20 protein-coding genes and 1 pseudogene are annotated in these 20,458 nt (G+C 69.3%); 10 read left to right on the forward strand and 11 right to left on the reverse strand.

The window, feature by feature from the left end; genetic code table 11:
* Nucleotides 1-65: 65 nt before the first annotated feature.
* Nucleotides 66-476, reverse strand: coding sequence for a winged helix-turn-helix transcriptional regulator (locus IE244_RS36090; RefSeq protein WP_191877804.1), 411 nt, complete (start codon nt 474-476; stop codon nt 66-68).
* 101 nt (nt 477-577) lie between these two features.
* Between IE244_RS36090 and IE244_RS36095 the strand changes: the two genes are divergently transcribed.
* Nucleotides 578-1,474 (forward strand): alpha/beta fold hydrolase, encoded by an 897-nt coding sequence (locus IE244_RS36095; RefSeq protein WP_191877805.1) that lies wholly within the window; start codon nt 578-580, stop codon nt 1,472-1,474.
* Between the two features lie 140 nt (nt 1,475-1,614).
* The gene (locus tag IE244_RS43285) at nt 1,615-1,830 is read left to right on the forward strand and encodes a hypothetical protein (RefSeq protein ID WP_373305811.1); all 216 of its coding nucleotides are present in this window, start codon (nt 1,615-1,617) and stop codon (nt 1,828-1,830) included.
* A gap of 111 nt (nt 1,831-1,941) precedes the next feature.
* Here the strand turns inward: IE244_RS43285 and IE244_RS36100 are convergent, their stop codons facing one another.
* From IE244_RS36100 to IE244_RS36110, 3 genes and pseudogenes are all read right to left on the reverse strand, one after another.
* The gene (locus tag IE244_RS36100; RefSeq protein WP_191877806.1) at nt 1,942-2,853 is read right to left on the reverse strand and encodes an ADP-ribosylglycohydrolase family protein; all 912 of its coding nucleotides are present in this window, start codon (nt 2,851-2,853) and stop codon (nt 1,942-1,944) included.
* A gap of 271 nt (nt 2,854-3,124) precedes the next feature.
* Nucleotides 3,125-3,553: an NAD(+)--rifampin ADP-ribosyltransferase gene (gene arr / locus IE244_RS36105; protein ID WP_191877807.1), complete on the reverse strand. Its 429-nt coding sequence runs from the start codon at nt 3,551-3,553 to the stop codon at nt 3,125-3,127.
* Between the two features lie 286 nt (nt 3,554-3,839).
* Nucleotides 3,840-4,311, reverse strand: a pseudogene (locus IE244_RS36110) (helix-turn-helix domain-containing protein); the annotation flags it as partial.
* A gap of 51 nt (nt 4,312-4,362) precedes the next feature.
* Here IE244_RS36110 and IE244_RS36115 point away from each other — a divergent pair.
* Nucleotides 4,363-4,830: a GNAT family N-acetyltransferase gene (locus tag IE244_RS36115; RefSeq protein ID WP_191877808.1), complete on the forward strand. Its 468-nt coding sequence runs from the start codon at nt 4,363-4,365 to the stop codon at nt 4,828-4,830.
* A gap of 58 nt (nt 4,831-4,888) precedes the next feature.
* Here the strand turns inward: IE244_RS36115 and IE244_RS36120 are convergent, their stop codons facing one another.
* Both IE244_RS36120 and IE244_RS36125 read right to left on the reverse strand, forming a co-directional pair.
* Complete coding sequence (locus tag IE244_RS36120; RefSeq protein ID WP_191877809.1) at nt 4,889-6,082, reverse strand: hypothetical protein; 1,194 nt, start codon at nt 6,080-6,082, stop codon at nt 4,889-4,891.
* A 435-nt stretch (nt 6,083-6,517) separates the two neighbouring features.
* On the reverse strand, nt 6,518-7,117 hold the full coding sequence (locus IE244_RS36125; RefSeq protein ID WP_191877810.1) for a hypothetical protein: 600 nt from the start codon (nt 7,115-7,117) through the stop codon (nt 6,518-6,520).
* A gap of 448 nt (nt 7,118-7,565) precedes the next feature.
* On the opposite strand from IE244_RS36125, the gene IE244_RS36130 reads away from it, so the two are divergent.
* Nucleotides 7,566-8,303, forward strand: a complete 738-nt coding sequence (locus IE244_RS36130) for a VOC family protein (RefSeq protein ID WP_191877811.1) — start codon at nt 7,566-7,568, stop codon at nt 8,301-8,303.
* 190 nt (nt 8,304-8,493) lie between these two features.
* Here IE244_RS36130 and IE244_RS36135 read toward each other — a convergent pair whose 3' ends face one another.
* Entirely contained in the window at nt 8,494-9,507 is a 1,014-nt protein-coding gene (locus IE244_RS36135; RefSeq protein ID WP_191877812.1) for a hypothetical protein, read from the reverse strand.
* 445 nt (nt 9,508-9,952) lie between these two features.
* Entirely contained in the window at nt 9,953-10,795 is an 843-nt protein-coding gene (locus IE244_RS36140) for a helix-turn-helix transcriptional regulator (RefSeq protein ID WP_229854634.1), read from the reverse strand.
* Nucleotides 10,796-10,886: 91 nt separating this feature from the next.
* Between IE244_RS36140 and IE244_RS36145 the strand changes: the two genes are divergently transcribed.
* From IE244_RS36145 to IE244_RS36155, 3 genes are all read left to right on the forward strand, one after another.
* On the forward strand, nt 10,887-11,630 hold the full coding sequence (locus IE244_RS36145) for an SDR family oxidoreductase (RefSeq protein WP_191877814.1): 744 nt from the start codon (nt 10,887-10,889) through the stop codon (nt 11,628-11,630).
* A 309-nt stretch (nt 11,631-11,939) separates the two neighbouring features.
* Nucleotides 11,940-12,398 carry an SRPBCC domain-containing protein gene (locus IE244_RS36150; RefSeq protein ID WP_191877815.1) on the forward strand — a complete coding sequence of 153 codons (459 nt, stop codon included), beginning with the start codon at nt 11,940-11,942 and terminating at the stop codon, nt 12,396-12,398.
* The gene (locus IE244_RS36155; protein WP_191877816.1) at nt 12,395-12,739 is read left to right on the forward strand and encodes an ArsR/SmtB family transcription factor; all 345 of its coding nucleotides are present in this window, start codon (nt 12,395-12,397) and stop codon (nt 12,737-12,739) included. Before IE244_RS36150 ends, IE244_RS36155 begins: the two co-directional genes overlap by 4 nt.
* 54 nt (nt 12,740-12,793) lie before the next feature.
* Here the strand turns inward: IE244_RS36155 and IE244_RS36160 are convergent, their stop codons facing one another.
* Nucleotides 12,794-13,066 (reverse strand): hypothetical protein, encoded by a 273-nt coding sequence (locus IE244_RS36160; RefSeq protein WP_191877817.1) that lies wholly within the window; start codon nt 13,064-13,066, stop codon nt 12,794-12,796.
* Between the two features lie 648 nt (nt 13,067-13,714).
* On the opposite strand from IE244_RS36160, the gene IE244_RS36165 reads away from it, so the two are divergent.
* The 3 genes from IE244_RS36165 (at nt 13,715) to IE244_RS36175 (ending at nt 17,305) form a co-directional block, all read left to right on the forward strand.
* On the forward strand, nt 13,715-15,154 hold the full coding sequence (locus IE244_RS36165; protein ID WP_191877842.1) for a hypothetical protein: 1,440 nt from the start codon (nt 13,715-13,717) through the stop codon (nt 15,152-15,154).
* Complete coding sequence (locus IE244_RS36170; protein WP_191877818.1) at nt 15,151-16,302, forward strand: ARPP-2 domain-containing protein; 1,152 nt, start codon at nt 15,151-15,153, stop codon at nt 16,300-16,302. The genes IE244_RS36165 and IE244_RS36170 overlap by 4 nt, the downstream gene beginning before the upstream one ends.
* Nucleotides 16,303-16,489: 187 nt before the next feature.
* The gene (locus IE244_RS36175) at nt 16,490-17,305 is read left to right on the forward strand and encodes a class I SAM-dependent methyltransferase (RefSeq protein WP_191877843.1); all 816 of its coding nucleotides are present in this window, start codon (nt 16,490-16,492) and stop codon (nt 17,303-17,305) included.
* Nucleotides 17,306-17,677: 372 nt separating this feature from the next.
* On the opposite strand, the gene IE244_RS36180 is transcribed toward IE244_RS36175, so the two are convergent.
* Complete coding sequence (locus tag IE244_RS36180; RefSeq protein ID WP_191877819.1) at nt 17,678-18,511, reverse strand: PIG-L family deacetylase; 834 nt, start codon at nt 18,509-18,511, stop codon at nt 17,678-17,680.
* Nucleotides 18,512-19,067: 556 nt separating this feature from the next.
* The gene (locus IE244_RS36185; protein WP_191877820.1) at nt 19,068-20,456 is read right to left on the reverse strand and encodes an MFS transporter; all 1,389 of its coding nucleotides are present in this window, start codon (nt 20,454-20,456) and stop codon (nt 19,068-19,070) included.
* Nucleotides 20,457-20,458: the final 2 nt, after the last annotated feature.

A 20,458-nucleotide genomic window follows, 5' to 3' on the forward strand; every position in this document is an offset into this window, starting at 1 on the left:
CAGGGCGGCGACGCCGGCTACTTCGAGTACCCCCGCCACCGGCACTGAGCGCGGAACCGGCCTGCCTACCCCTCATCGGCCTCCTGGGCGGCGGCTTCGTTGGCGCGGTCGATCTCGGCCATGTGCTCCTCCGCCCAGGTCCGAAGCCCCGCAAGCGCGGCTTCCAGGGACAGCCCGAGTCCGGTGAGTCGGTAGAAGACCCGCGGCGGCACGGTCGGTTCGACCCGGCGCGACACCAGCCCGTCGCGGGTCAGGCTGCGCAGCGTCACGGACAGCATCTTCTGCGACACGCCGGGCATCCGGCGTCTCAGCTCCGCGAAGCGCACCTCGTCCGGTGCGGCATCGGCGAGCGTCTTGACGGCCATGGACGTCCACTTCGTACCGATGCGGTCCAGCAACTGCCGCGTCGGGCACCGGGGATCGAACAGATCGCCGCGCACCCCGCGACCAGCGGCCCGGGCTCCTCGGGTGGTCACCTGGGGCTCACCACCTTCCTTGAAAGTGCCGTCTAGGAAGCGGTCGGACAGTTACCTATCGTTCTGTGGTCACCAATGGTAACCATCCGGGAGGAGCCGTCATGCCCGCCACCACCGCACACCAACTCCGTCGCATCGCGACGAACGGCGTCCAGCTCAACGTCGCGATCGCCGGGGACGGACCTGCGGTTCTCCTGCTGCACGGCTTCCCGCACACCTGGCAACTCTGGAGCGGCATCATGGGCCGACTGGCCGGGCAGTACCGGGTCATCGCCCCGGACCTTCGAGGCTTCGGTGCCAGTACACGCGCCGTCGAGGGTTACGACGCAGGCACCCTCGCCGCCGACGCCGAAGGGCTGCTCGACGCACTCGGTGAGCCCTCGGCAGCGGTGGTCGGCATCGACGCGGGCACCGCCCCCGCCGTCCTGCTCGCGCTGCGCCGTCCCGGCCTCGTCCGGCGCCTGGTCGTGATGGAGGCACTGCTCGGCCGCCTGCCCGGAGCAGAGGACGTCGTCGCGGGCGGTGCCCCGTGGTGGTTCGGCTTCCACGCCGTGCCTGGCCTCGCCGAGACCGTCCTGGCCGGCAACGAGGCCCCGTACGTCGACTGGTTCCTCGACTCGGGGACGCTCGGGCGAGGAGTACCCGACGACATCCGTGCGGCCTTCGTCCACGCGTACACCGGGAGTGAGGCCCTGAGCTGCGCGTTCTCCTATTACCGGGCCCTGCCCACCAGCGCGCAGCAGATCCAGGACGCAGTCGCGACGACTCGGCTGACCATGCCCACCATGGCCGTCGGCTCTCACCCCGTCGGTAGCGGGCTCGAACGCCAACTCCGTCCCATCGCCGATGACCTGGTAGGACACCACCTCCAGGACTGCGGCCACATCATCCCCCTCGACCGCCCCGACGCGCTATTCGCGCTCCTTGCTCCCTTCCTCTCCGCCCCAGAGCGGTTCGGTCAGCCATGGTGGAAGCGCGGGCACAGGTCTCCCCAGTGATCCCAGAGCGCCGCAACTCCGTGATCACCGGGTCCTGTGCCCGTTCTGTTGCCGGTGTCCTGGCCGCCCAAGAAGCCGAATGCGACTCCGCCCTCCAGTCCTCCTCGGAGTGAGAACAGGCGCCGCCGGCAGATGAGTGCGTGTCCAAGGGGTGGGAAGGCTTCGCGGATGTCGTCGCGGATCTCCCGGCGGGTGCGACGGCGGGCGATCAGCGGCTGCACGCCGAGGTCCCGGACCAGACGGCGGTACTTGTCGTGGTCGTAGACACGATCGGCGAGGACCACGTCCGGGCTGCGCCGGGGCCCGCCACGCGCGCTGGCCGGCTGGCGCATGAGGCCGCCGTCCGTGGTGGCTGACGCGCCTCCGCCCCGCGGGCAAGGCGGTCGAGCGTCCGACCGAAGCAGCCGCTTCACCTAGCGGAGGCCTACTAGCATCTGTGTCTCCGATCATGATCGGAGACACAGAGCCTAGTCCGTCAGGACCGGGGGCAGCGGTTCACAGGCCGCGTGCCATGCGGCGGGGAGGGCAGCGACGCCCGTGCGCGCCGCGATCACCCCGCCCGCGATGGCGCAGGTGGTGTCGATATCGCCGCGCCCGGCGACCGTGAACCACAGGCCCTCGTGCAGGTCGTCGAGGTGCCCCGCCGCGCACCACAGGGCGTAGGGGACGGTGTCGGGCCCCGACATCCGGTAGCCCGAGCCCAGGACCTCCGCGGCGTGCCGGACCGAGGTGCGCTCCGGCATCCGGGCCGCGACCCGCACTCCTGACCGGACGTCGCTGGCGGGGAGTCGTTCGGCGACCGCGTGGAGGAAGTCCGGCCTGGCCGGGGTGTGCCCGCCCCGGCTGCGGGTCGCCAGCGCCGCGGCGAGGGCGACCGCCACCGCCGCCGCGACCGCCTCCGGGTGGTGGTGCGAGACAGCACCCTGGCGGGCGGCCTGCTCAGCGACCGCGTCGAGGTCGGCGGCGTGCCAGGCGCCGAGCGGGGCGGCGCGCATGGCTGCGCCGTTGCCCCAGGAGCCTTGGCCGCCGAACTGTCCGGCGACCACCTCCTGCCAGGGTTCGCCCGCGCCGATCCGGCGGAGCACGTCATGCATCGAGGCTCCGTAGCCGCGGTGCGTGTCCTCGGCATAGGCCGCCGCGAAGCGTATGGCGAGGCGGTCCTGGTCGATGGTGCCGCCGCTCTCGGCGAGTTCCCGGACGAGAACGAGCGCTTGGGCGGTGTCGTCACTCCACCGCCACAGCGGTTCCGTCGGCAGCGTCCGCGCTTCCAGGGCTGCCGAACCGTCCCGGCGCAGGATTCCGAACCAACGGTCTCCGAAGGCGTCGCCGAACGCGAGGCCGTACAACGAATCCAGCACAGCAGTAGGCACGGTGATCATCGGGGCAGTATCGCAGCGCGGTGGCGCTCCTGCGCTCCGATTTCCTAGCTAGATCTCGATGCAGGCGACGACTACGACGGTGCGCAGCGCGGTCGCGAAGATCGAAGGCTCCGTGGGCGCGGAACTGGCGTGTCCCCCAACGGTATCTCCGGACCAGGGGGCCGGGACCACTCCGACGGAATCCGCTGGCGCTCGGCCCGGTGGAGGGTCTCCCGTGATGCGGTTTGCCTCGTATGTTGGACTCGGTCCGCGGTCGTGGCGGCGGCCTCGGTCAGTCCAGGATCGTGGCGATGCCGCGGCGGCGAAGGTCGGCCAGTCCGTTCACCATGGCCGTGATCTGCTCGGGAGAGTGCCCGACCCAGTCCTTGAGCTCCGAGACGATGCGCACCGGCTCGCGTGTGCGGTAGGAGCGGGTGGGATTGCCCGGGAACTTCCTGTCGGTGACGTTGGGATCGTCTTCCAGATCGCCGGTTGGCTCCACTACGTAGATCCGACCTGGCCCGTCACCGGCTGCGAGCTCGGCGCCCCAGGCGGCGGTGTCCAGGGTCTCGGAAACGTAGACGTGGCGGGACGTGCGCCCTTCCTCGAAGTTGGATGCGTGGCCGGAGCTCAACAGATCCCCCGGAACAAGGTCTGCCTTCGTACCGTGCAGGTACGTTCCCGCCTTGTACACCTGGAAGGGGACAGGGGCGCTGGCCATGGGCTACTCCTTCGGCCTGGGCTTGGGGTACCAGAGAACCACAACGGCTACCGGCGCGACATGTGCTCGATGACGAAGCGTCGGAGGCAGGGCTGCCGGCAGGGGTTGAGGTCCGCCTCGGTGGCGGCGGCGCCCGGCCGCCACAGCCAAAGCGGTTTGTTCACCCCGCCACTGAGCAAACTTCTCCGCGGCGCCCCGCCCGCAGCCCACCTGTTCCAGGCCGGCCGAGAGCATTCCCACACCCGACTGCAGGCAGGCAGCCGCACATGTCAGCAATTCACGCGTCGCTGAAGGTGGTGGTCTTGACCGTGTTCTGCTTCTTCTTGCCGGAGACGAATGTCTTGCGGCCGGGGCGACCCGCGCGGGCGACGGTCCTGCACCTCGGTCCCCCCGATCCTCAGGTCCCCACCTTCTGCCTCGGCATAGGCGAACACGTCCTCCAGTGTCCGCAGCCGCAGCCCCGGCCGGTCGGGGACGGTGGAGCGGTCCACGCCGTACAACTGCGCCAGAGCGGCGTGCGGCAGCCCCAGCCGCAGGTGCACCAGCGTGACCAGGATCCGGTCGACGAAGACCAGGCGCTGCTTGGGCCAGGCACCAACGGCCCGCCTTCGGTCCCCGCCCCGCCGCTCACGCAAGGCCGACTCACGGGCGGCCTGCCACTTGGGGGCGAGTTCTTCGCGCAACTCGCCGAAATGTGCGCGGGAGACCCCGGACAGGGCAGGGTGGGAACAGACCGCACGGGCCCAGGCTTGCGTCACAACTTGCCCAACTCGTGGGGCCCTTCGCCTGTGACGACCAAGGGGCCTGCCATGATCGTCATCATGGGGATACACATCGCACCGGCCGGGGTGGCCGACTTTCACCAGCTCCTGACTGATCACCCCCGTTACTGGGGCGAACGCGATCTTCGGTCGCTGCACCTTCTGGCACTGGTGCAGGAGTTCGGTTCCACTTGCCTGGTTGCCCGGGCCGAGGACGGAATCCGTGGGTACATCTTCGGGTTCGTCACCCCGGACGGCACCGGGTACGTACACCTGATCGCCACGCGGGACGACGCCCGTGGCGCCGGTCTCGGGCGCCGTCTGTATGCGGCGTTCGCTGAAGCAGCGGCACGTCATGGTGCACTGCAGTTGAAGGCGATCACGTCAGTCGAGAACACCGGCTCGATCGCCTTCCATCGCAGTCTCGGCTTCGACACGAAGATCGTCGATGATTACAACGGCCCCGGCCGGGCCATGGCCGTCTTCCACCGGGATCTGCCGCTCAACGTCACATAGCCCTGACGAACCAGCGCCTACCGCAGCCGCAGGCCTTCACCCGCGCGGCTTCACTCCCCTACCCCACCGTGTGCGGCACCCAGACGGCGGCGTGGATCGGGCCGTTGGCGGTGACCGGGTCAGCGGGCGGAAGGGCTGCGCTGCGTGCGATGACGCCGTGGCGGTTGACCTGCGTCGCGGAGGAGTTGAGGCCGCCGAGGGAGGCCAGGTAAGTGAAGTCGCCGTTGTCGACGCGGGCGACGAAGGCGAAGGAGTTGGGGGCGAAGTTGTCACCGACCATGACGTTGCCCGCGATCTGCTTGACCTCGGTGACACCGCGCCCGGAGCCGATCATGGCACTCGTGTGCGTGACGAGGTCGTACGAGCTGGAGAGCAAGCCGTCGCCGCCGACCACAGTGCTCCCGCTGATCAGCTGCGCGGTCAGGAAGTGGGTCCCCAGGTCCGTGCGGATGCCGGTGCGGAGGTCGTAGGCGTAACCGGTGAGGCCGTTTGCGGCTGTTCGAGACTGACCGACCACGGTCGAACCACTGATGTCGTTGGCTGTGCTGGAGTTTCCGCCGAGGGTGCCGAGATCGGTCATCGTCCGGGTACGCAGGTCGTACGCGAACCCGTGCCTTGTCGTGGCAGGCGTGCTCGGCAGGGAGGAGCTGCCCACGACGATCGCCCCGCTGACGGCCGCCGAGGTGCTGTCGCCCGAGGAGCCGGCAAGGCTGCCGAGATCGGTCATGGCCCGGGTGCGCAGGCTGTACGCGAACGCGTGGGTGACCGCGTCGCCGGTCAGCGACGACGTCCCCACCACGGTGTCACCGCTGAGGCCGGTGATGTTGGTGCTGCTGCCGCCGAGGGTGCCGATGTCGACGAGCCGGCGGGTTCGGAGGTTGTAGGCGAATCCATGGGTCGGGCCGTCGGTGGAGAGGTCTGACTCCCCGACGACGTAATCCCCCTCCACGCCGGTGGCCTTGCTGGAGTCCCCCAGTGTGCCGAGATCGGTCATGGTATGTCTGCACAGGTCGTAGGCGAAGGCGTGTTCGGCGGCGTCGCCGCTCGTCCGTGAGCTCCCGACGACCGTGTTGCCGTCGATGGCGGTCGCCTCGCTGCGGGTGCCGCCCAGGGTTCCGAGGTCCCGCACGGTGTACTTCACGGACCCCGCCCCCGACGCGGCCGACGACGTGTCAGCCCCGTACGCGGGACCGGCGCCCACGGCGAGCAGGCCCGCGCCCGCCAGGATCCAGGCACGTAAACGTATGCGCATGATGCCCCCCTGAAACGATCGATCGAAACGAGGACGGTTCGGCAGACCGCTGTGCTTTCCCCAGGCACGGGCCCACCGGATGCTGCACAGCCTTCACTTGTACAGCAGTTGCGATCGGCCAAACAGTGGGCGGTCGGCCACAGGTGGGGCTCTCGTGACCGCCGCCTGGACACGTGACGCTGACTTCCTTCCTTCACGGAGGGCTGGGCTGTCCAGGTCGTGATGAGAGAAGCGAGAAGTGCCACTGAACTGGGGCGATGGGACTTGCCCAGGGGCCAGGTCGTCGTCAGGGAAGCTTCCAGAAGCCGTGTCGCTTCCCTGCGCCGTGCGCGCGGCGGCCGGCCTCGGGGCCCAGGCCGCGGAGCGGGGCAGCGATCGAGCAGGCTGTTCGGCGGGCGCGGCAGGGCGACGTCGTACGTCCGCCGGATCAGCGGCTCAGTGTTTGCCGCGCGGCGGCATCCAGTGGTGAACCGTGTAGTCGCCCTTCTCCAGCGTCTCGAACGGCGCGCTGCTCTCACATTTGCCGACGCTCTTCTTGGGCAAGCCGTCTATGGCCCAGCTGTAGCCCAGCCGGTCCTTCTTGCCGTCGTCCAGCACGGTGAAGCCGAACCGCTTGCCCTTCAGGTCACCGACATGTGGCATGCCCGATGCGTCCTTGAAGTGCGACTCGGACACGACGCCGGTGACGACGGCGACCGGGCCGCCGGTCAGCAGGCAGTCGACATGGCCCTTGAAGTTACCGCCCCACTCCGGGCCAACGTGGTGGCTGACGTAGAAGGTGCCACGCGCCTTGCCGGCGAATCCGTGGGCGTCGACGGAGAAGTAGGCATTGTCGCCCGCACCGCGCTTGAGCTTGGCGGATCCCTTGAGCATGGGCTCGTCGACGGTGTGCAGGACGGTTTGAGCACCGGTTTGCAAAACGGTCTCGGCCGCGGTGGCCTCGCCCGTACCCCCCAGGGTCAGCGTGGTCGCCGCGCTCACGGCGAGGGCGGCGGCAGCGACGGCGAGAGGGCGGCTCAGGCGCATGCGTTGCATGACTTCCTCCACTGGAAGGGATGTTGCGGGCGGGGTTTCCCGGCCGATCACCACGATGCCGACCGCGGCCGTACCGACACATCACACCTCAGGCCGATAGGGCTCCGCCGCGCGGCGGAGCGGGGGGTGCACATCCGATGAGCGAGGGCGCCGTGGCCGGCGGCGGATGTCCCGTCAGACGTCAGACGGTGCAGGGTCTCCAGCATGGTCGTGGCCTTGAGTCACTCAGTCGCGTACCGTCCCTCTGCTGGGCCTGGCCACGGGCGCAGACGGAGTCCAACACGCCCGGGTCGAGACAGGCGGGGTCGCCCGGGAGGGGTTGAGCGATCTGCGGGAGCTCTTGTGGGCTTGGTGAACCAGGCCGCGAACGTCTTTGAGGTGAGGTCTGACAGCACGTCCACGAACCGGCCGGCGGCCCGGACCGGTGGCAGGTTCTAGTATCTGCGGCATGGCGACACGACTTGTGCAGATCAATATGAAGGCCCAGGACGACGCCGCGCTCGGCCGGTTCTGGGCGGAGGCACTCGGTTGGGGTGTCGACAGCGAGGGACCCGGCGTGACCAACCTCGAACCCGTGGGCTTCGCCTACCCCGACCCCGTGGCCGTCTGCATCGACATCGTCGCCCGGCCGGAGCCCAAAACGGTGAAGAACCGGGTGCACCTTGATCTGGCCACCACTTCCACCGCGCATCAGGCGGAGTTGGTCGCACGTCTGAAGGAGCTCGGCGCGACGCTCGCCGACGTGGGTCAGGGCGACGTCCCCTGGACGGTCATGGCCGACCCGGAGGGCAACGAGTTCTGTGTCCTGGAGCCCCGCCCGATCTACCAGGGCACCGGGCCGATCGCCGCGGTGGTGGTCGACTGCACCGACCCACGAGGGATGGCCCGGTTCTGGAACGAGGCGATGGACTGGACGCTGCATGAGGTCACCGAGGACCACGCGACCATGCGCTCCGCCCAAGGCGTGGGCCCTTACCTGGAATTCCTCCGCACCCCCGACACCAAGAGCGTGTGGAACCGCGTCCACCTCGACGTGTGCCCCTACCCCGGTGACGACCTGGCCGCCGAGGCAGCCCGACTGCGCGCCCTGGGCGCCACCGACCCTGATATCGATCGGTCCGCAATCTCCTGGACGGTTCTGGCCGACCCGGAAGGCAACGAGTTCTGCCTCCTCAGCCCTCGATGACCTTAAGCAACGGTCCGGCCGGTTTCGGGCCAGTGGCAGGTACCGCGGGGCGTAAGCGCGTGCTGCCCTCGCCGCGCCTTCCCGTCGCGATCACCGTTGGCAATTCGGCAGTGCTGTCCGCTAGAGCCCTGAGCGAAGCGGCCTTCTCAACCGACCGACCGGCTGAATGACCACTCACAACCCCTTGCGGCTATGGGAGCGCCCTGACGGGGACACGGGTGAGGATTTGCTGAACGCCCTCCCCCAGGCCGGATACCGCCGTGCTCCCTGCCCACTCCGCCACGGGGCCCAGGACCACCGCCGCGATGGCCAGCACAGCCATGGCCGCCGCGACGCTGGCTTCGTAGTCCTGTTCGGCGGCGGTGGTGATCCTCAGCTGTACCTGGAGGTCGCCGGACACCTGTGCCTCGCCCTGCGTGACGGTCTGCGACTTGAAGACGTGAACACTGGCGGTGTAAATGACGGCCCGCTCGACCGGGTCGAAATCGACCCGGAGGAAGGCCGTTTCGTCGCCGATGGTCCCCCCGATCCTGGGGGTTCCGTCCGGGCCCCCGCTGAAACTGACGGCCGCGAACAGGTTCCCGATCGCGCCCCGTGACTCCGACCGTAGTCGGGTGCACAGTTGGTCCAGGGCGACGCCGCCGATGGTCCGGGCGCTGCCGGAGGCGACCGCCTCGTCCAAGGCCTTGAAGTCGGGGGAGACTTCGCAGCCGATGTCGTAGGCCTCCTTGGTCCAGGCGACCTTCAGCGGGCCGTTCACCCAGAGCTCCATGTGAATGCCGGCGCCGTCCCATTCCGCGACCTTTCCCCGCAGCGTGTACACCAGGGACGGCCAGGGCGCGACGCTCTGTGGCAGTTCGGTGACCTCGTAGTCGGACACGGTGAGCAGCAGCGGGACGGCTTGTCCGGCGGGGGCGCTGCCCGGCTGGACGAGCTCCATCAGGCGGGTCCAGGTGGCCCCGCCCACGTCCACCCGCGCGTCGGCGGTCAGGCCCTGGACAGACTGAAAGTCCTGGATTGCCGTGCAGAGCTGCTCCGAGGCCTCGCCCTCCCCGATCGGCGGGAGCTCGTCCAATGATGTCCCGCCGGCGGGCAGGCCGACAGCGTCCAGCAGTTCGGCGACCTGCTGCTGGTCTGATGCGTTATTGGGACACTGGGTGCCCTCGTCGGTAAGGCCCACAGCCTCGCGCAGTCCCCAGACCATGGCCGACTCCTTCCTCGCCGTGTTCCGTGCACGGGGGCCGATGATGAGATCGAAAGCAGCAGCCGACGAGGTCTCCGTCCCCTGCTCGTGGAACCTCGGGAATGAGACAGCACGCACGGCGCCGGCAGCGAGTTCATGACGCAGCTCTTGGGTGCCCTGACTCGGGGCGGGTGCGCACCGGCGCATTTCCACCGTACGCCGTGCGTGCCGTGCCGTCATCTCGGCCTTCGCGTACTTGATCGCTGACCCGCGACCAACTCCACCGCTGGTGCGGCGCTCCCCCGCCAGCGTGGTCTGCTGCCCACCGAGCGCGACGCCCGGAGCGCCGCCACCAGCCTGAGTGACCCGCGGCCGTCGGCAGAGCGCCTGCTGGGTGGGCGGAGGAGATACACGCACCAGCCGCCGCTTCATCTCGTGTGGTGGGTTCCCCCTGATCGCCGGAGGTCTACCGAGGCAGTGGTGGAGCGACCTGCCCATCGCGGGGTGCGAACCTGAAGGCTGCCCGGGTGGTCAGCCAGGTCTCGGTGGTCGGGTCTGCGGGTGTGTAGATGATGACGTACTGGCCGTCCTCGTCGGGGAGCTGCAGGGACTCCAGGGTGAACGTGAGTTGGCCGGCCGTGGGGTGGTTGAGGACTTTGGCGCAGTGAGATCGGTCCTGGACGTCGTGGGAGTCCCAGAACCGGTCGAACTCGGCGCTGACGGTGCGGAGTTCGTCGACCAGCGCGGCCAGTTCCGTGTCGTCGGCGTACTCGGCCGAAGCCCTTCGCAGCAGGGCGACCGCGTCTTGCGCGACGGCTTCCCAGTCGGTGTAGTACGCGCGGGACGTCGGATCGAGGAAGTACAGGCGGGCCAGGTTCCGGTGGGCGGAGCCCTCGAAGTCGGCGACGGCCTCCAACGCGGCGGCGTTCCACGCGAGGATATTGCTCAGCCGGTCGACGACGATCGCCGGGAGCTCGTGCATCGCGTCGATCATTGCCTTGAGTTGCGGGCGTACGGCGGTCTTCGGCGGTACTGCGGGCGGCGCCGGGCAGGCCAGCTGCCGTAGATGGGCCCGCTCGGTCCGGTCCAGGCGCAGCGCGTCCGCGACGGCTGCCAGCACCGCGGTCGACGGGTTCCCGGCGCGGCCCTGCTCTAGCCGGATGTAGTAGTCGACACTCACGTCGGCCAGCAACGCGACCTCCTCGCGGCGCAGTCCGCTGACGCGCCGATCCCGACCCGGCTGCAGCCCGACCTCATCGGGCTGTACCCGTGCCCGCCGGCTCTGTAGGAATTCTCCCAACGCGCTCACCCGACCAGTATCCCAAGCACTGGGTGGTACTGCCGGACCTATGGTCGCAGCGGATCTTCCGCGCACGCGTCGTCCGGCCGAGGCTGTTGCCATGACAAACCGCATCGCACTCGTCACCGGCGCCGCCAGCGGAATCGGCGCGGCCATCGCCACCCGTCTCGCCGCCGACGGCGCCTCCGTCGCGCTCCTCGCCCGTCGCCGCGACCGCCTCGAGAAGGTCGCCGCGCAGATCACCGAGACCGGCGGTACGGCGCTCGTCGTACCGGCTGATGTCACTTCGGAAGAGTCCGTGGCCGCGGCGGCGACCGAAGTGCACGACCGCTTCGGCGATCTCGACCTGCTGGTGAACAACGCCGGCCTGATGCGAGTCGTCCCGTTCGCGGACGGCCCGCTCGACGACTGGCGCCGTACCGTCGACGTCAACCTGACCGGCGTCATCAACGTCACGCATGCGTTCCTCCCGGCCCTTCGCAGGTCAGCCGCGACCCGCACGACCGACCTGATCAACGTGTCGTCCATCGCCGGCGAGCGCATCAACCCCGGCATGGCGACGTACGGCGCCTCGAAGGCGGCCGTCAGCCACCTGACGCGCACGCTGCGCGCCGAACTGGCCGGCGAAGGGATCCGCGTCACCGACCTGGAGCCCGGCATGATCGGCGGCACCGAACTCGCCGACAGCTTCCCGACCGAACTGCAGTCAATGGTGAACGACCTCCGCACCACCCTCCCGGCAGTCCCGGTCAGCGAGGTCGCCGAGCTGGTCTCGTACGTCGTGAGCCGCCCGCGCAACGTGAACCTGCCACGCCTGATCATCCAGCCTTCGAAGGAGGTCTAGGGCCAATGGCTGTTGCGTTGCGTGCCTGCGGGTTGGGGTCTTGTGACGAGGCCGGCTTGGGCGCCGGTGCGGGTGGCTTGGGGCAACGGGACGCCGGGTAACTCCCCCGTCGGCCAGGCCGAGCTGGATCCGGGCCGAATACCGTGGCAGGCGGCCGACCAGGGAGACCTCCTAACGGAATGAGCAGCGGGTGCTCGAATCTTGGCGGGACGCGAGCGGCACCACTTGCCCAGGTGCAACCAATCGGTTGCACATGGGCCTTTGGTTGTGCAACCTTTGGGTAGCGCATCCGGATGAGATGAGGTTGCAGTGATCCCCAACACGATCGAACGCGCCATCCTGATCAATGCCCCAAGGGAACGGGTCTGGTCCGTGCTGAGCGAACCCGCTTTCCTCGGCCGCTGGTTCGGCAATGGAGAGCCGGTCAAGATCGACCTTCGCCCCGGCGGTCTCCTGGTCTTCGACCACGGCATCCACGGCGTCATTCCCGCCCGTATCCAGACGGTCGAGCCGCCGCGCGCGCTGTCCTGGCGGTGGTCCCAAGGCGCCGCCGGCGAGGAGCCGGACGACACCAACGCCACTCTGGTCGAGTTCACCCTGACCGAAGACGCCTCCACGGGAGGCACCCGGCTCACCCTGGTCGAAAGCGGCTTCGCGCACCTCGGGCTGCCCACCGACGCGGCCATCGACCGGCACCGCGCCAACAGCCTGAACTGGCCCGGCAAGCTCGACCAACTGCGCGCGGACTGCGAACAGAGCACAGCATGACCCGCACCACAGAGGGCGAACAAGCCCCCGATGATGTGCTGGTCGCCCTCGCCGACCCGATCCGCCGAGAGGTCCTGGCCGTCCTTGCCCGCGACGGCGGCGCGACCTCGACGTCCCTGGCGGCAAGCCTCCCTGTCACCCGCCAGGCGGTCGCCAAACACTTGGCAGTCCTCGGCCGCGCCGGACTGGTACGCGCCCACCGGGCCGGACGCGAGGTCCGCTACGAAGCCGACCTGCGGCCGCTGAGGCGGACAACGCGGTGGATGGACACCCTCGCCACCCAGTGGGAGCGCCGCCTCAACGCAATCAAGGATCTGGCGGAGGGGTCCACTGGACCCTGAACGGCGCAGTGCCGCCTCAAGGGCTCATCGCAGAGCGGAGTCTTCTCCAGTAGATCAGTGCGCATCCCAGGGCGCGGAGGGTTTCGTGGATGTCATCGCGTATCTCCAGCGGATCCGCAGGCGGCGGAACCAGTGCGGGTGGGCGAACTCGCTTGCCATGACCCAGCGTTGGGCGCCCAGGCCGGAGCCGTGTTCGGCGCCCCGGCGGGCGATCAGCGGCTTCACGTCGAGGTCCCAGATCAGCTGGCGGTACCTGTCACGGTCGTAGCCGCGGTCGCCCAGCACCACGTCGGGGCGGCGCCGGGGCCGGACGCGCTTGCCCCGCACGGTCAGTCCGGCTTGGAGGAGCGGGATCAGTCGGGGCCCTGCTCCGGGCCCCCTCAGGGGACCTCCCGCAGCACATTGCTCGCGCAGTGCACCTCGCCGCGGACCATGTGCGCCCAGGAGAGGTCCTCCACCCGACGGACTGGGACGCCCTGTGCGGCCAGGCGCCGACCGGCTTCCCTGTGACCCGGGGGCCTGGGCATGGGGTCTGGGTCGGCGTCATCGCGTGCGGACAGCGAGAGGCAACCCGGTCGCCCGGAGCAGCACCTTCAGCTGCTCATCGAGATGCCGGGCGGCGTCCTCGTCGTCGCCGCGCGTCGCATCCATCCACAGGTACTCGCTGATGGTGGGCTTCAAAGCCCAAGGACTGGCTCGGGCACTCTCCCGAGCAGATCACCGCCATGCTGAACGGGCCGGCCGACCTCGGGGAGCCGGTTGCCGTGCCCCGTCATCGCGCACGGGCGGCGTCCGGAGAGCGCCCCGGCCAGCACGGAAAGGAAGTCAGTAGAAGGCTTGTGGCCTGCTCTGTTACGGTCCTGGGGCCGGCCGCGGGACTCCGGTGCGACTTCCGGAACCTGCCTCTAAAGCAATGATTCGCAGCTCGTGCCCCCATTCCCCGGCCGGCGTCCACGTCTATGGGGGAAGAATCGGATGGATTCGTACGGGGACCTCATTGCGGCCGATGATGTGCTGCTCTTTGTCAACGCGGCGATCACGTCCACCGGCCAGCGTGAATTTCACAGCGACGCGGGCGAGCAGCGGCTGTCCCTGGACTTCCTCCATGCGTACATGCTGGGGAACTACCGTGACCTGTACGCCGGGGTCCTCGCGCTCGACATCAACGACCACAACGCAGCCCTCATCATCCGACGGCTGCTGGAAACCACCGGGGAGGCCACTGCCGGCCAGCGACGCAGCGAGGGCCGACTGATCGCGTGTCGTTTGGCGACGCTGCCACCCCAACGCGTGTACGGGCTGTTCGATGCCCTGCGCCGGGCCGGGGTGAACAACCGCCGGACCCGCGCGATCATGCGCGACTGGCTTGCCGCCCGCCCCGACCTGGCGTTCGACGCCGTGAAGTACCGCAGCGGACTCAAGCGGGCCCTTCGCCACGCGCACCTGGCCCCCGCCACCGAAGAACTGGGGGCGTTCGTGTTCGCGCCGCTGACCCGCGAGCACTACGCGACGCCTCTCTTGGAGACGTGGCGCCGCGCGCACTACGAGCAGGCCGCCCTGTATGAGCTGCCCTATACGGCTGCCGAGGGCTTCGCCGCCAAGCACGGCATCCCCCGGGACGTCTTCCTGGAGCGCATAGCCCCACGCATGACCCGCCTGGAGACCTTGCGGCTGCAGGAGTCCGCGCACAAGACCGGGACCACGGGAGTACAGGCGGACCTGGCCAGGATGCCGCTGACCCGGTTGGCGACCTATGTGCTTTCACTGCCGGTCAAGGACCGCCTGCGCCGACGTGCCGAGCTGACCCACGCCCTGGAATCGGCCGCCGGCCGGGTGGCTGGATCCCACCAGGGGAGCTGGGGCAGGGTCACCGCCGTCCTGGACGACAGCTTTTCCACCTTCGGTTCGGTTCACAAGCGTCGTCGGCCGCTGGCGGTGGCCCTGGCCTGCCACTATCTGCTCGCGGCCCTTGCCGGCAACTACACCGGGCTGTGGACGTCCGGGCGGACTGACGCGCTGCTGACCCGTCCGCACGGCCCGACGCCGGTGGGTAGGCGGATCCTCGACGCGCTGGACACCACACCGTCCAGGCTGGTGATCGTCTCCGATGGATGGGACAACGCTCCTCCCGGCCTGGCCGCCGAGGTGCTGCGCATCTGGCGGACCCGGCTCGACCCCGGGCGTCGCACCAGCATCGTGCATCTCAACCCCGTCTACGACGCGGCCGATTTCGACGTGCGCCGGCTGTCCCCGACGGTGCCCACCGCGGGTGTCCGCGACGCCGAGGACCTTCCCGCACTGGTGGAGCTCGCCCAGTTCGCGGAGGGCCGGACCGGCCTGGCCGAATTGATCACCTACATGGACACCCGCGCGGCCCGCATGATGGGCGGCCGGAACCAGGAGCGGGCGCGATGACCACACTGGACCTGACCGGCCTGACCACCCGTCCCGCACAGGTTTGGGGTGCCGTCCGTCTGGTGCCGCTCGTGCGTGACGAACCTGTCGACGATCTGCGTTTGCGCTCGCAGCTCTACGGTGAGGGGGCGGGGCTGGTCGAGGTCGGCCCGCGCGATGCCTATGTCTCCTACATCCCGCACGGATTCGTCGCCACGTGGACTGGTGACGGCACGCCGGCGGCCGCCTACGGCACCCAGCTTTCCGTCGACGGCAACTCGGCTCCTACCGCCACAATGGGCCTGCGCTTCCACCGCGGAATGGCCCGCCGCCAGGCCAAGGACCGGCTACGGTTCCTCCCCATGCACCTGGCGCTGGAAGGCTACTTGGCACTGCACTTCGGTGGCCCCTCGCTCGCCTGGACGGAGTGGTCGCAGCGTGCAATCCGCCAAGGGCTCTCCCCGCGCGTCGAGGAAGCCTATGTGGGCGCCGAAGTACGGGGGCTGACCGACGCGCTGCGCATCTTCGAGATCCACCCCGGCCAGTGCGGCGTGTTGGTCTACGTCGCCGACGCACTCGCGGCCGCGTTCACCGTCTCGCATCCCGACGACTACCGCGCACTCCACCCCACACTCGTGCAGGACCTGTACGGCGAACTGATCCACCACTACGCGACGCTGATGCCGCCGGTGCAGGATTTCCGGGCTCGCATCCCTGACGCGCGCATCCGCTCCCTGGCCGACCTGCGCACGGCAGTTGCCGAACAGGAGCACGCCTGGACGCATTTTCATGACACGACCATGCTGGCGGGCCTGCTGGAGCAGGCGTACACCTGGCAGACGGTCTACCGGATGGGACGCTTCACGCTCTCCCGCTTCTTGCCGGCGTTCCGTCCCAAGCAGGAGAACCACATCGGCGAGGCCATCACCGACGACAGGGGCAGGATCACCTACCTCAAGACGTTTCGCCTGTCGGAGACGCAGGTCCGCCGCGGTCACCTTCTCCGCAAGCTTGCCGCCAGCGACTGGCACCTGGCGGACACCGCTGCCGAACTTGGCATCACTGAGGCCCAGCTGGGGCTGCGTCTGGAATCTGCTGGCTTCGGTTATCTGCTCCGCCAGGACGTCTTGGACGGATACCGCAAGCGAGGACGAACTCGGACCGGATGAAGGCGGAGCGTTCAGCTGTTCTGCCGCAGTGACTGCCCGATTTACTGCGGCAGGGCCTCGACGGTGACCATCTCGCGCGGTACAGCGGCAGTACCTGTTTCTGATCTGGGACCGCTGACGAGCTGGTGGACGACTCATCTAGGCTGGCGTGGTGACTGATGAGCAGGAGCGGGTGCAGCCGTCGGGAGTGTGGGCCACCGCGGTGGGGGTGGCCAGGGTGCGGGCGCTGGAGACCGAGCGGGAGAACGCGCTCTTCCGCGACCCACTGGCACAGGCCTTCGCCACCGCCGGCGGCCTGTGGCCTTCCTCGCCGCCGCTGCCCGATGACGAGGCGGCGCGACGCCGCCGACTGGCCGTGTCGTTCTCCATCGTCATCAGGACGAAGTTCCTCGACGACCTGTTGCAGCGGGCCTCCGCGTCCGGGGTCCGGCAGGTCGTGCTGCTCGGCGCCGGCATGGACAGCCGGGCCTTCCGGATGGACTGGCCCGAGGGCACCCGGCTGTTCGAGGTCGACACCGCCGCGCCACTGGACTTCAAGGCTTCGGTGCTGCGCCAGGAGCGGGCCGTCGCACGCTGCGAGCGGATCACCGTCGCGGTGGATCTGCGTGAGGACTGGCCAGGCGCCCTGGCCGCCGCAGGGCACGACCCGGCCGTGCCGACCGTGTGGATCGCCGAAGGACTGCTGATCTACCTGCCCGAGGACGCGGTGGAGCTGCTGCTGGCCCGGATCAGCGCGCAGTCGGCGGCAGGCAGTCGGATGGGGCTGACGTTGGGCTCGCGCGGTGTGATCGAGCGCTTCGGCGCGGACGCCGTGCCGGGATCGGCGGCGTCCATGTGGGTCTCGGAGATGCCCGACGACCCGGTGGGCTGGCTGGCCGGGCACGGCTGGGAGGCCGACAGCCACACCCTGCGCGAGTGCGCTGCCGCCTACGGCCGCCCGATCAGCACCCCGCCGCAGCGCGAGGAGCGGCCCGGCGGACTGATCTCGGCGGTCCGCCGATAGAGCGCCTCCCGGTTCCCTGAATGATCGATTCCAAGGGGGCCGGCCTGATGGGTGGAGTCAGCTTCGTGTGCGGCCGGCGGGTCATGTGCGCACTGACCGCCTACGACCACTGACGCTGTCCGTGAGGACGATCAGTCCCGTGCGGCTTCTCGGGAAGCGAGCTGGCCACTGCGGCGGTGGGTTACGGACCAATGGACCCAGCTGCGGCTGGAGTTGGGATTCGACGACGTGGTGTCGGATGCTCCCCGGCTAGCTGGCGCAGGCCGGATCCACCCGCCGGGGCGGAACCCATGGGAACAGTCCTTCGGGCGTGCGGGCACACCCGATCTGGCCGTACGGACCATGAGCTTTCTGCCCCGGCGGGTGGGCGGATCAGCGCAGTCCGGCGAAGAGGTCGTTCTCGGGTACGGCCGCGCCGGTGGTGTCCTGGACGCGGACGAAGGTCTCGACGCCCATCAAACCGGTGAACCTCTCCAGGCCCATCCTGAGGAAGAAGATGTTCTCGCCCTGGCTGGCGTGCGCGGCCAGCGCATCGAACTTCTGGCCGCTGAACGCCGTGGTGTCCACCCAGGTGGTGATCTCCTCGTCGGGAAGGCCGATCTCGGCCACAGCGGCGGCCTCAGCGGGATCCGGCTCCTGCCAGTCCCCACCGAACTCGCGCATGACCTCCCCGAACCGCTGCATCATCGAGCGGGGCGCCGTCGTCCAGTACACCTTCGGTGTCTGCTCGGTCATGGCCAGCGCCGCCATCGTGATGCGGTTGGCCTGGATGTGGTCGGGGTGGCCATAGAAGCCGTTCTCGTCATAGGTGACGACCACATCGGGCTGGTAGCGACGCAAGAGTTCCGCAAGTCGTGCAGCGCCCTCCTCCACGGGTGTCTGCCAGAAGGAGCCGGGGGCGTCATTGGTTGGCCAGCCCATCATCCCGGAGTCTGCGTAGTCCAGCGTCTCCAGGTGACTGACCTTCAGGACTTCGCAGCTCGCCTCCAGTTCTTGACGCCGCATCAAGGCAACGGCCGCCGGATCGTGTCCGGGATCGCCCGGCTTGACACCACCCGGTCCGTCGCCGCAACCCCCGTCGGTACACGTCACGAGGACCGTGCGGATGCCCTCCGCCGCGTACCGCGCCAGGACACCTCCTGTTCCGGTGGCCTCATCGTCGGGGTGGGCGTGCACCGCCATGAGCGTCAAGGGCCGGTCATTCATGAATCAGTCCTCCTGTGTGAAAGGGCCTTGGTCCGAGTCCGCGACGGGGCTACGAGTGCTCGCCCCCCACTGTCGGATGTCGGATGACCGGGCGTACCGCGGACCCGAGGGCCCTCGGATCACGTCGGGACGGCCTATTGGCCTGTGTTGCGTACCCGCGTGGTGCCGGTCTCCTGGCCGGTGCAACAGCGTCGGCCGGACCGGTTGTTCCCGCCCGCGCGCCGGAACACCTGGGCCCTGGCCTTCGCGAGAGCGCCTGTGTGCTGCACCGGCCGGGCCGCGGCAGGCTGATGCGCGGATCGCGACCCCTGACAGAGGGTCCGCGGCCTCCCCCTGTGACCCATGACGGAAGCCTGAAGCGGGGCAACGGCCTGGCTGTACGAGGCCATGATGGTGGTGGCGCCGCCACATGGTTGAGCTACCGGGGGCCTGTTCTCAAAAGCCAGTCAGGGTGGTTGAATCCGCCGATGGGTGGGCGCAGGTATGCGTTTCCGCCACGTTCGGAGGGGGATGCCCCCTTCAAGGGACAACAGTGCGTTGCGGTGAGCCGCGCCGCTCACCGCCTCTGTGGGGAGGTGTGCCCCATGGTGGCCTCCTTCGGCCGTGATACGCGGGCGATGAGGAAGAGCAGTACTCCACAGGTGGCGACCAGGATCCAGCCCGGGTGGGACGCGTGGGCGAGCCCCGTAGGGCTGGTGGCCGAGACCAGCCCACCGGCGAGAGCGATGCCGAGGGCGGAGCCGAGTTGCCGTGCGGTGGAGGTGATCGCCCCGGCCACGCCGGCACGGGCGGGTGGCAGGCCGTTGACCGCGGTGTTGGTGATGGGGGCGTTGGCGAAGCCGAACCCGATACCGATGAGCGCATATGCCGCCAGAAGCAGGAGCACGCTCGTGTGCGGGGTGAGCCGGACCAGGCAGAGCCCGCCGACCGTGATGAAACCGCCAGCGAGGAGCAGCGGCAGCCGCGGTCCCGTGCGGCCGACCATGCGGCCGGACAAGGGGGCGCAGACGGTCGCTCCGACGGCCAAGGGCAAGGTGGCCACGCCGGCGGCCAGTGGCGTCCATTCCCGGGTGTGCTGCAGGTAGAGGGTGTTCAGCAGTAGTGTCATGTTCAGGGCGACGAAGACCGCCACAGCGCCCACGACGGCACCGCTGAAGACCGGGCGCCCGAAGAGCCGCAGGTCCATCAGCGGCTCACGTCGGCGGGACTCGACCCACACGAATCCCACGGTCGCCACGGCAGCCCACGCGTATCCCGCCAGCGCGGCAGGCGACGTCCAGCCGATGCGCGGCCCTTCGATCAGGACGCCGACCACGACTGCGAGGACCATGGTCAGCAGGACCTGGCCGGGCAGGTCGAGCCGCCGGGCCCGCTGTGCCCGGGACTCCGGCACGAACACCGCACTGAGAAGCAGAGCGGCCGCGATGACGGGTGCGTTGACCCAGAACAGCGCCCGCCAGTCGAGCCCTCCGAGCAGCGCGCCGCCCGTGACGGGTCCGGCGGCCATGCTCAGTCCGAACACTGACGCCCAGATCCCGATCGCCTGCGCCCGTTCCTTCGGGTCCGGCATCGTGTTCACCACGATCGCGAGCGCCACGGGGCTGAGCATCGAGGCGCCGACGCCCTGCAGGGCACGGGCCGCGATGAGTACGCCCGCCGACGGGGCGAGCGCGCAGACCAGTGAGGCCGCGCCGAAGACGGTCAGCCCACACTGGAACACCCGGCGGCGTCCGAAGCGATCCGCCAGTGCGCCGGAGGAGATCAGGAGACTGGCCAGGACGAGGGTGTAGGCGTCCACGACCCATTCGAGACCGCGCGTGTCGACATCCAGACCGCGCCCGATGGCCGGCAGCCCCACATTGACGATGGTGGTGTCCAGGCCCACCAGGAACATGCTCAGGCAGCAGACGGCCAGTACCGTCCAGCGTCTGCGTGTACTCAGCATGG

This window comes from Streptomyces filipinensis (assembly GCF_014649495.1).
Classification (GTDB): Bacteria; Actinomycetota; Actinomycetes; order Streptomycetales; family Streptomycetaceae; genus Streptomyces; species Streptomyces filipinensis.

What these genes read in the sequence shown, in the direction of transcription:
- IE244_RS36180 (WP_191877819.1), bottom strand. Translation starts at nt 18,511, where the DNA reads ATGAATGACCGGCCCTTGACGCTCATGGCGGTGCACGCCCACCCCGAC.
- arr (WP_191877807.1), bottom strand. Translation starts at nt 3,553, where the DNA reads ATGGCCAGCGCCCCTGTCCCCTTCCAGGTGTACAAGGCGGGAACGTAC.
- IE244_RS36155 (WP_191877816.1), top strand. Translation starts at nt 12,395, where the DNA reads ATGACCCGCACCACAGAGGGCGAACAAGCCCCCGATGATGTGCTGGTC.
- IE244_RS36095 (WP_191877805.1), top strand. Translation starts at nt 578, where the DNA reads ATGCCCGCCACCACCGCACACCAACTCCGTCGCATCGCGACGAACGGC.
- IE244_RS36125 (WP_191877810.1), bottom strand. Translation starts at nt 7,117, where the DNA reads ATGCAACGCATGCGCCTGAGCCGCCCTCTCGCCGTCGCTGCCGCCGCC.
- IE244_RS36145 (WP_191877814.1), top strand. Translation starts at nt 10,887, where the DNA reads ATGACAAACCGCATCGCACTCGTCACCGGCGCCGCCAGCGGAATCGGC.
- IE244_RS36170 (WP_191877818.1), top strand. Translation starts at nt 15,151, where the DNA reads ATGACCACACTGGACCTGACCGGCCTGACCACCCGTCCCGCACAGGTT.
- IE244_RS36120 (WP_191877809.1), bottom strand. Translation starts at nt 6,082, where the DNA reads ATGCGCATACGTTTACGTGCCTGGATCCTGGCGGGCGCGGGCCTGCTC.
- IE244_RS36115 (WP_191877808.1), top strand. Translation starts at nt 4,363, where the DNA reads ATGATCGTCATCATGGGGATACACATCGCACCGGCCGGGGTGGCCGAC.
- IE244_RS36135 (WP_191877812.1), bottom strand. Translation starts at nt 9,507, where the DNA reads ATGGTCTGGGGACTGCGCGAGGCTGTGGGCCTTACCGACGAGGGCACC.
- IE244_RS36165 (WP_191877842.1), top strand. Translation starts at nt 13,715, where the DNA reads ATGGATTCGTACGGGGACCTCATTGCGGCCGATGATGTGCTGCTCTTT.
- IE244_RS36130 (WP_191877811.1), top strand. Translation starts at nt 7,566, where the DNA reads ATGGCGACACGACTTGTGCAGATCAATATGAAGGCCCAGGACGACGCC.
- IE244_RS36185 (WP_191877820.1), bottom strand. Translation starts at nt 20,456, where the DNA reads ATGCTGAGTACACGCAGACGCTGGACGGTACTGGCCGTCTGCTGCCTG.
- IE244_RS36100 (WP_191877806.1), bottom strand. Translation starts at nt 2,853, where the DNA reads ATGATCACCGTGCCTACTGCTGTGCTGGATTCGTTGTACGGCCTCGCG.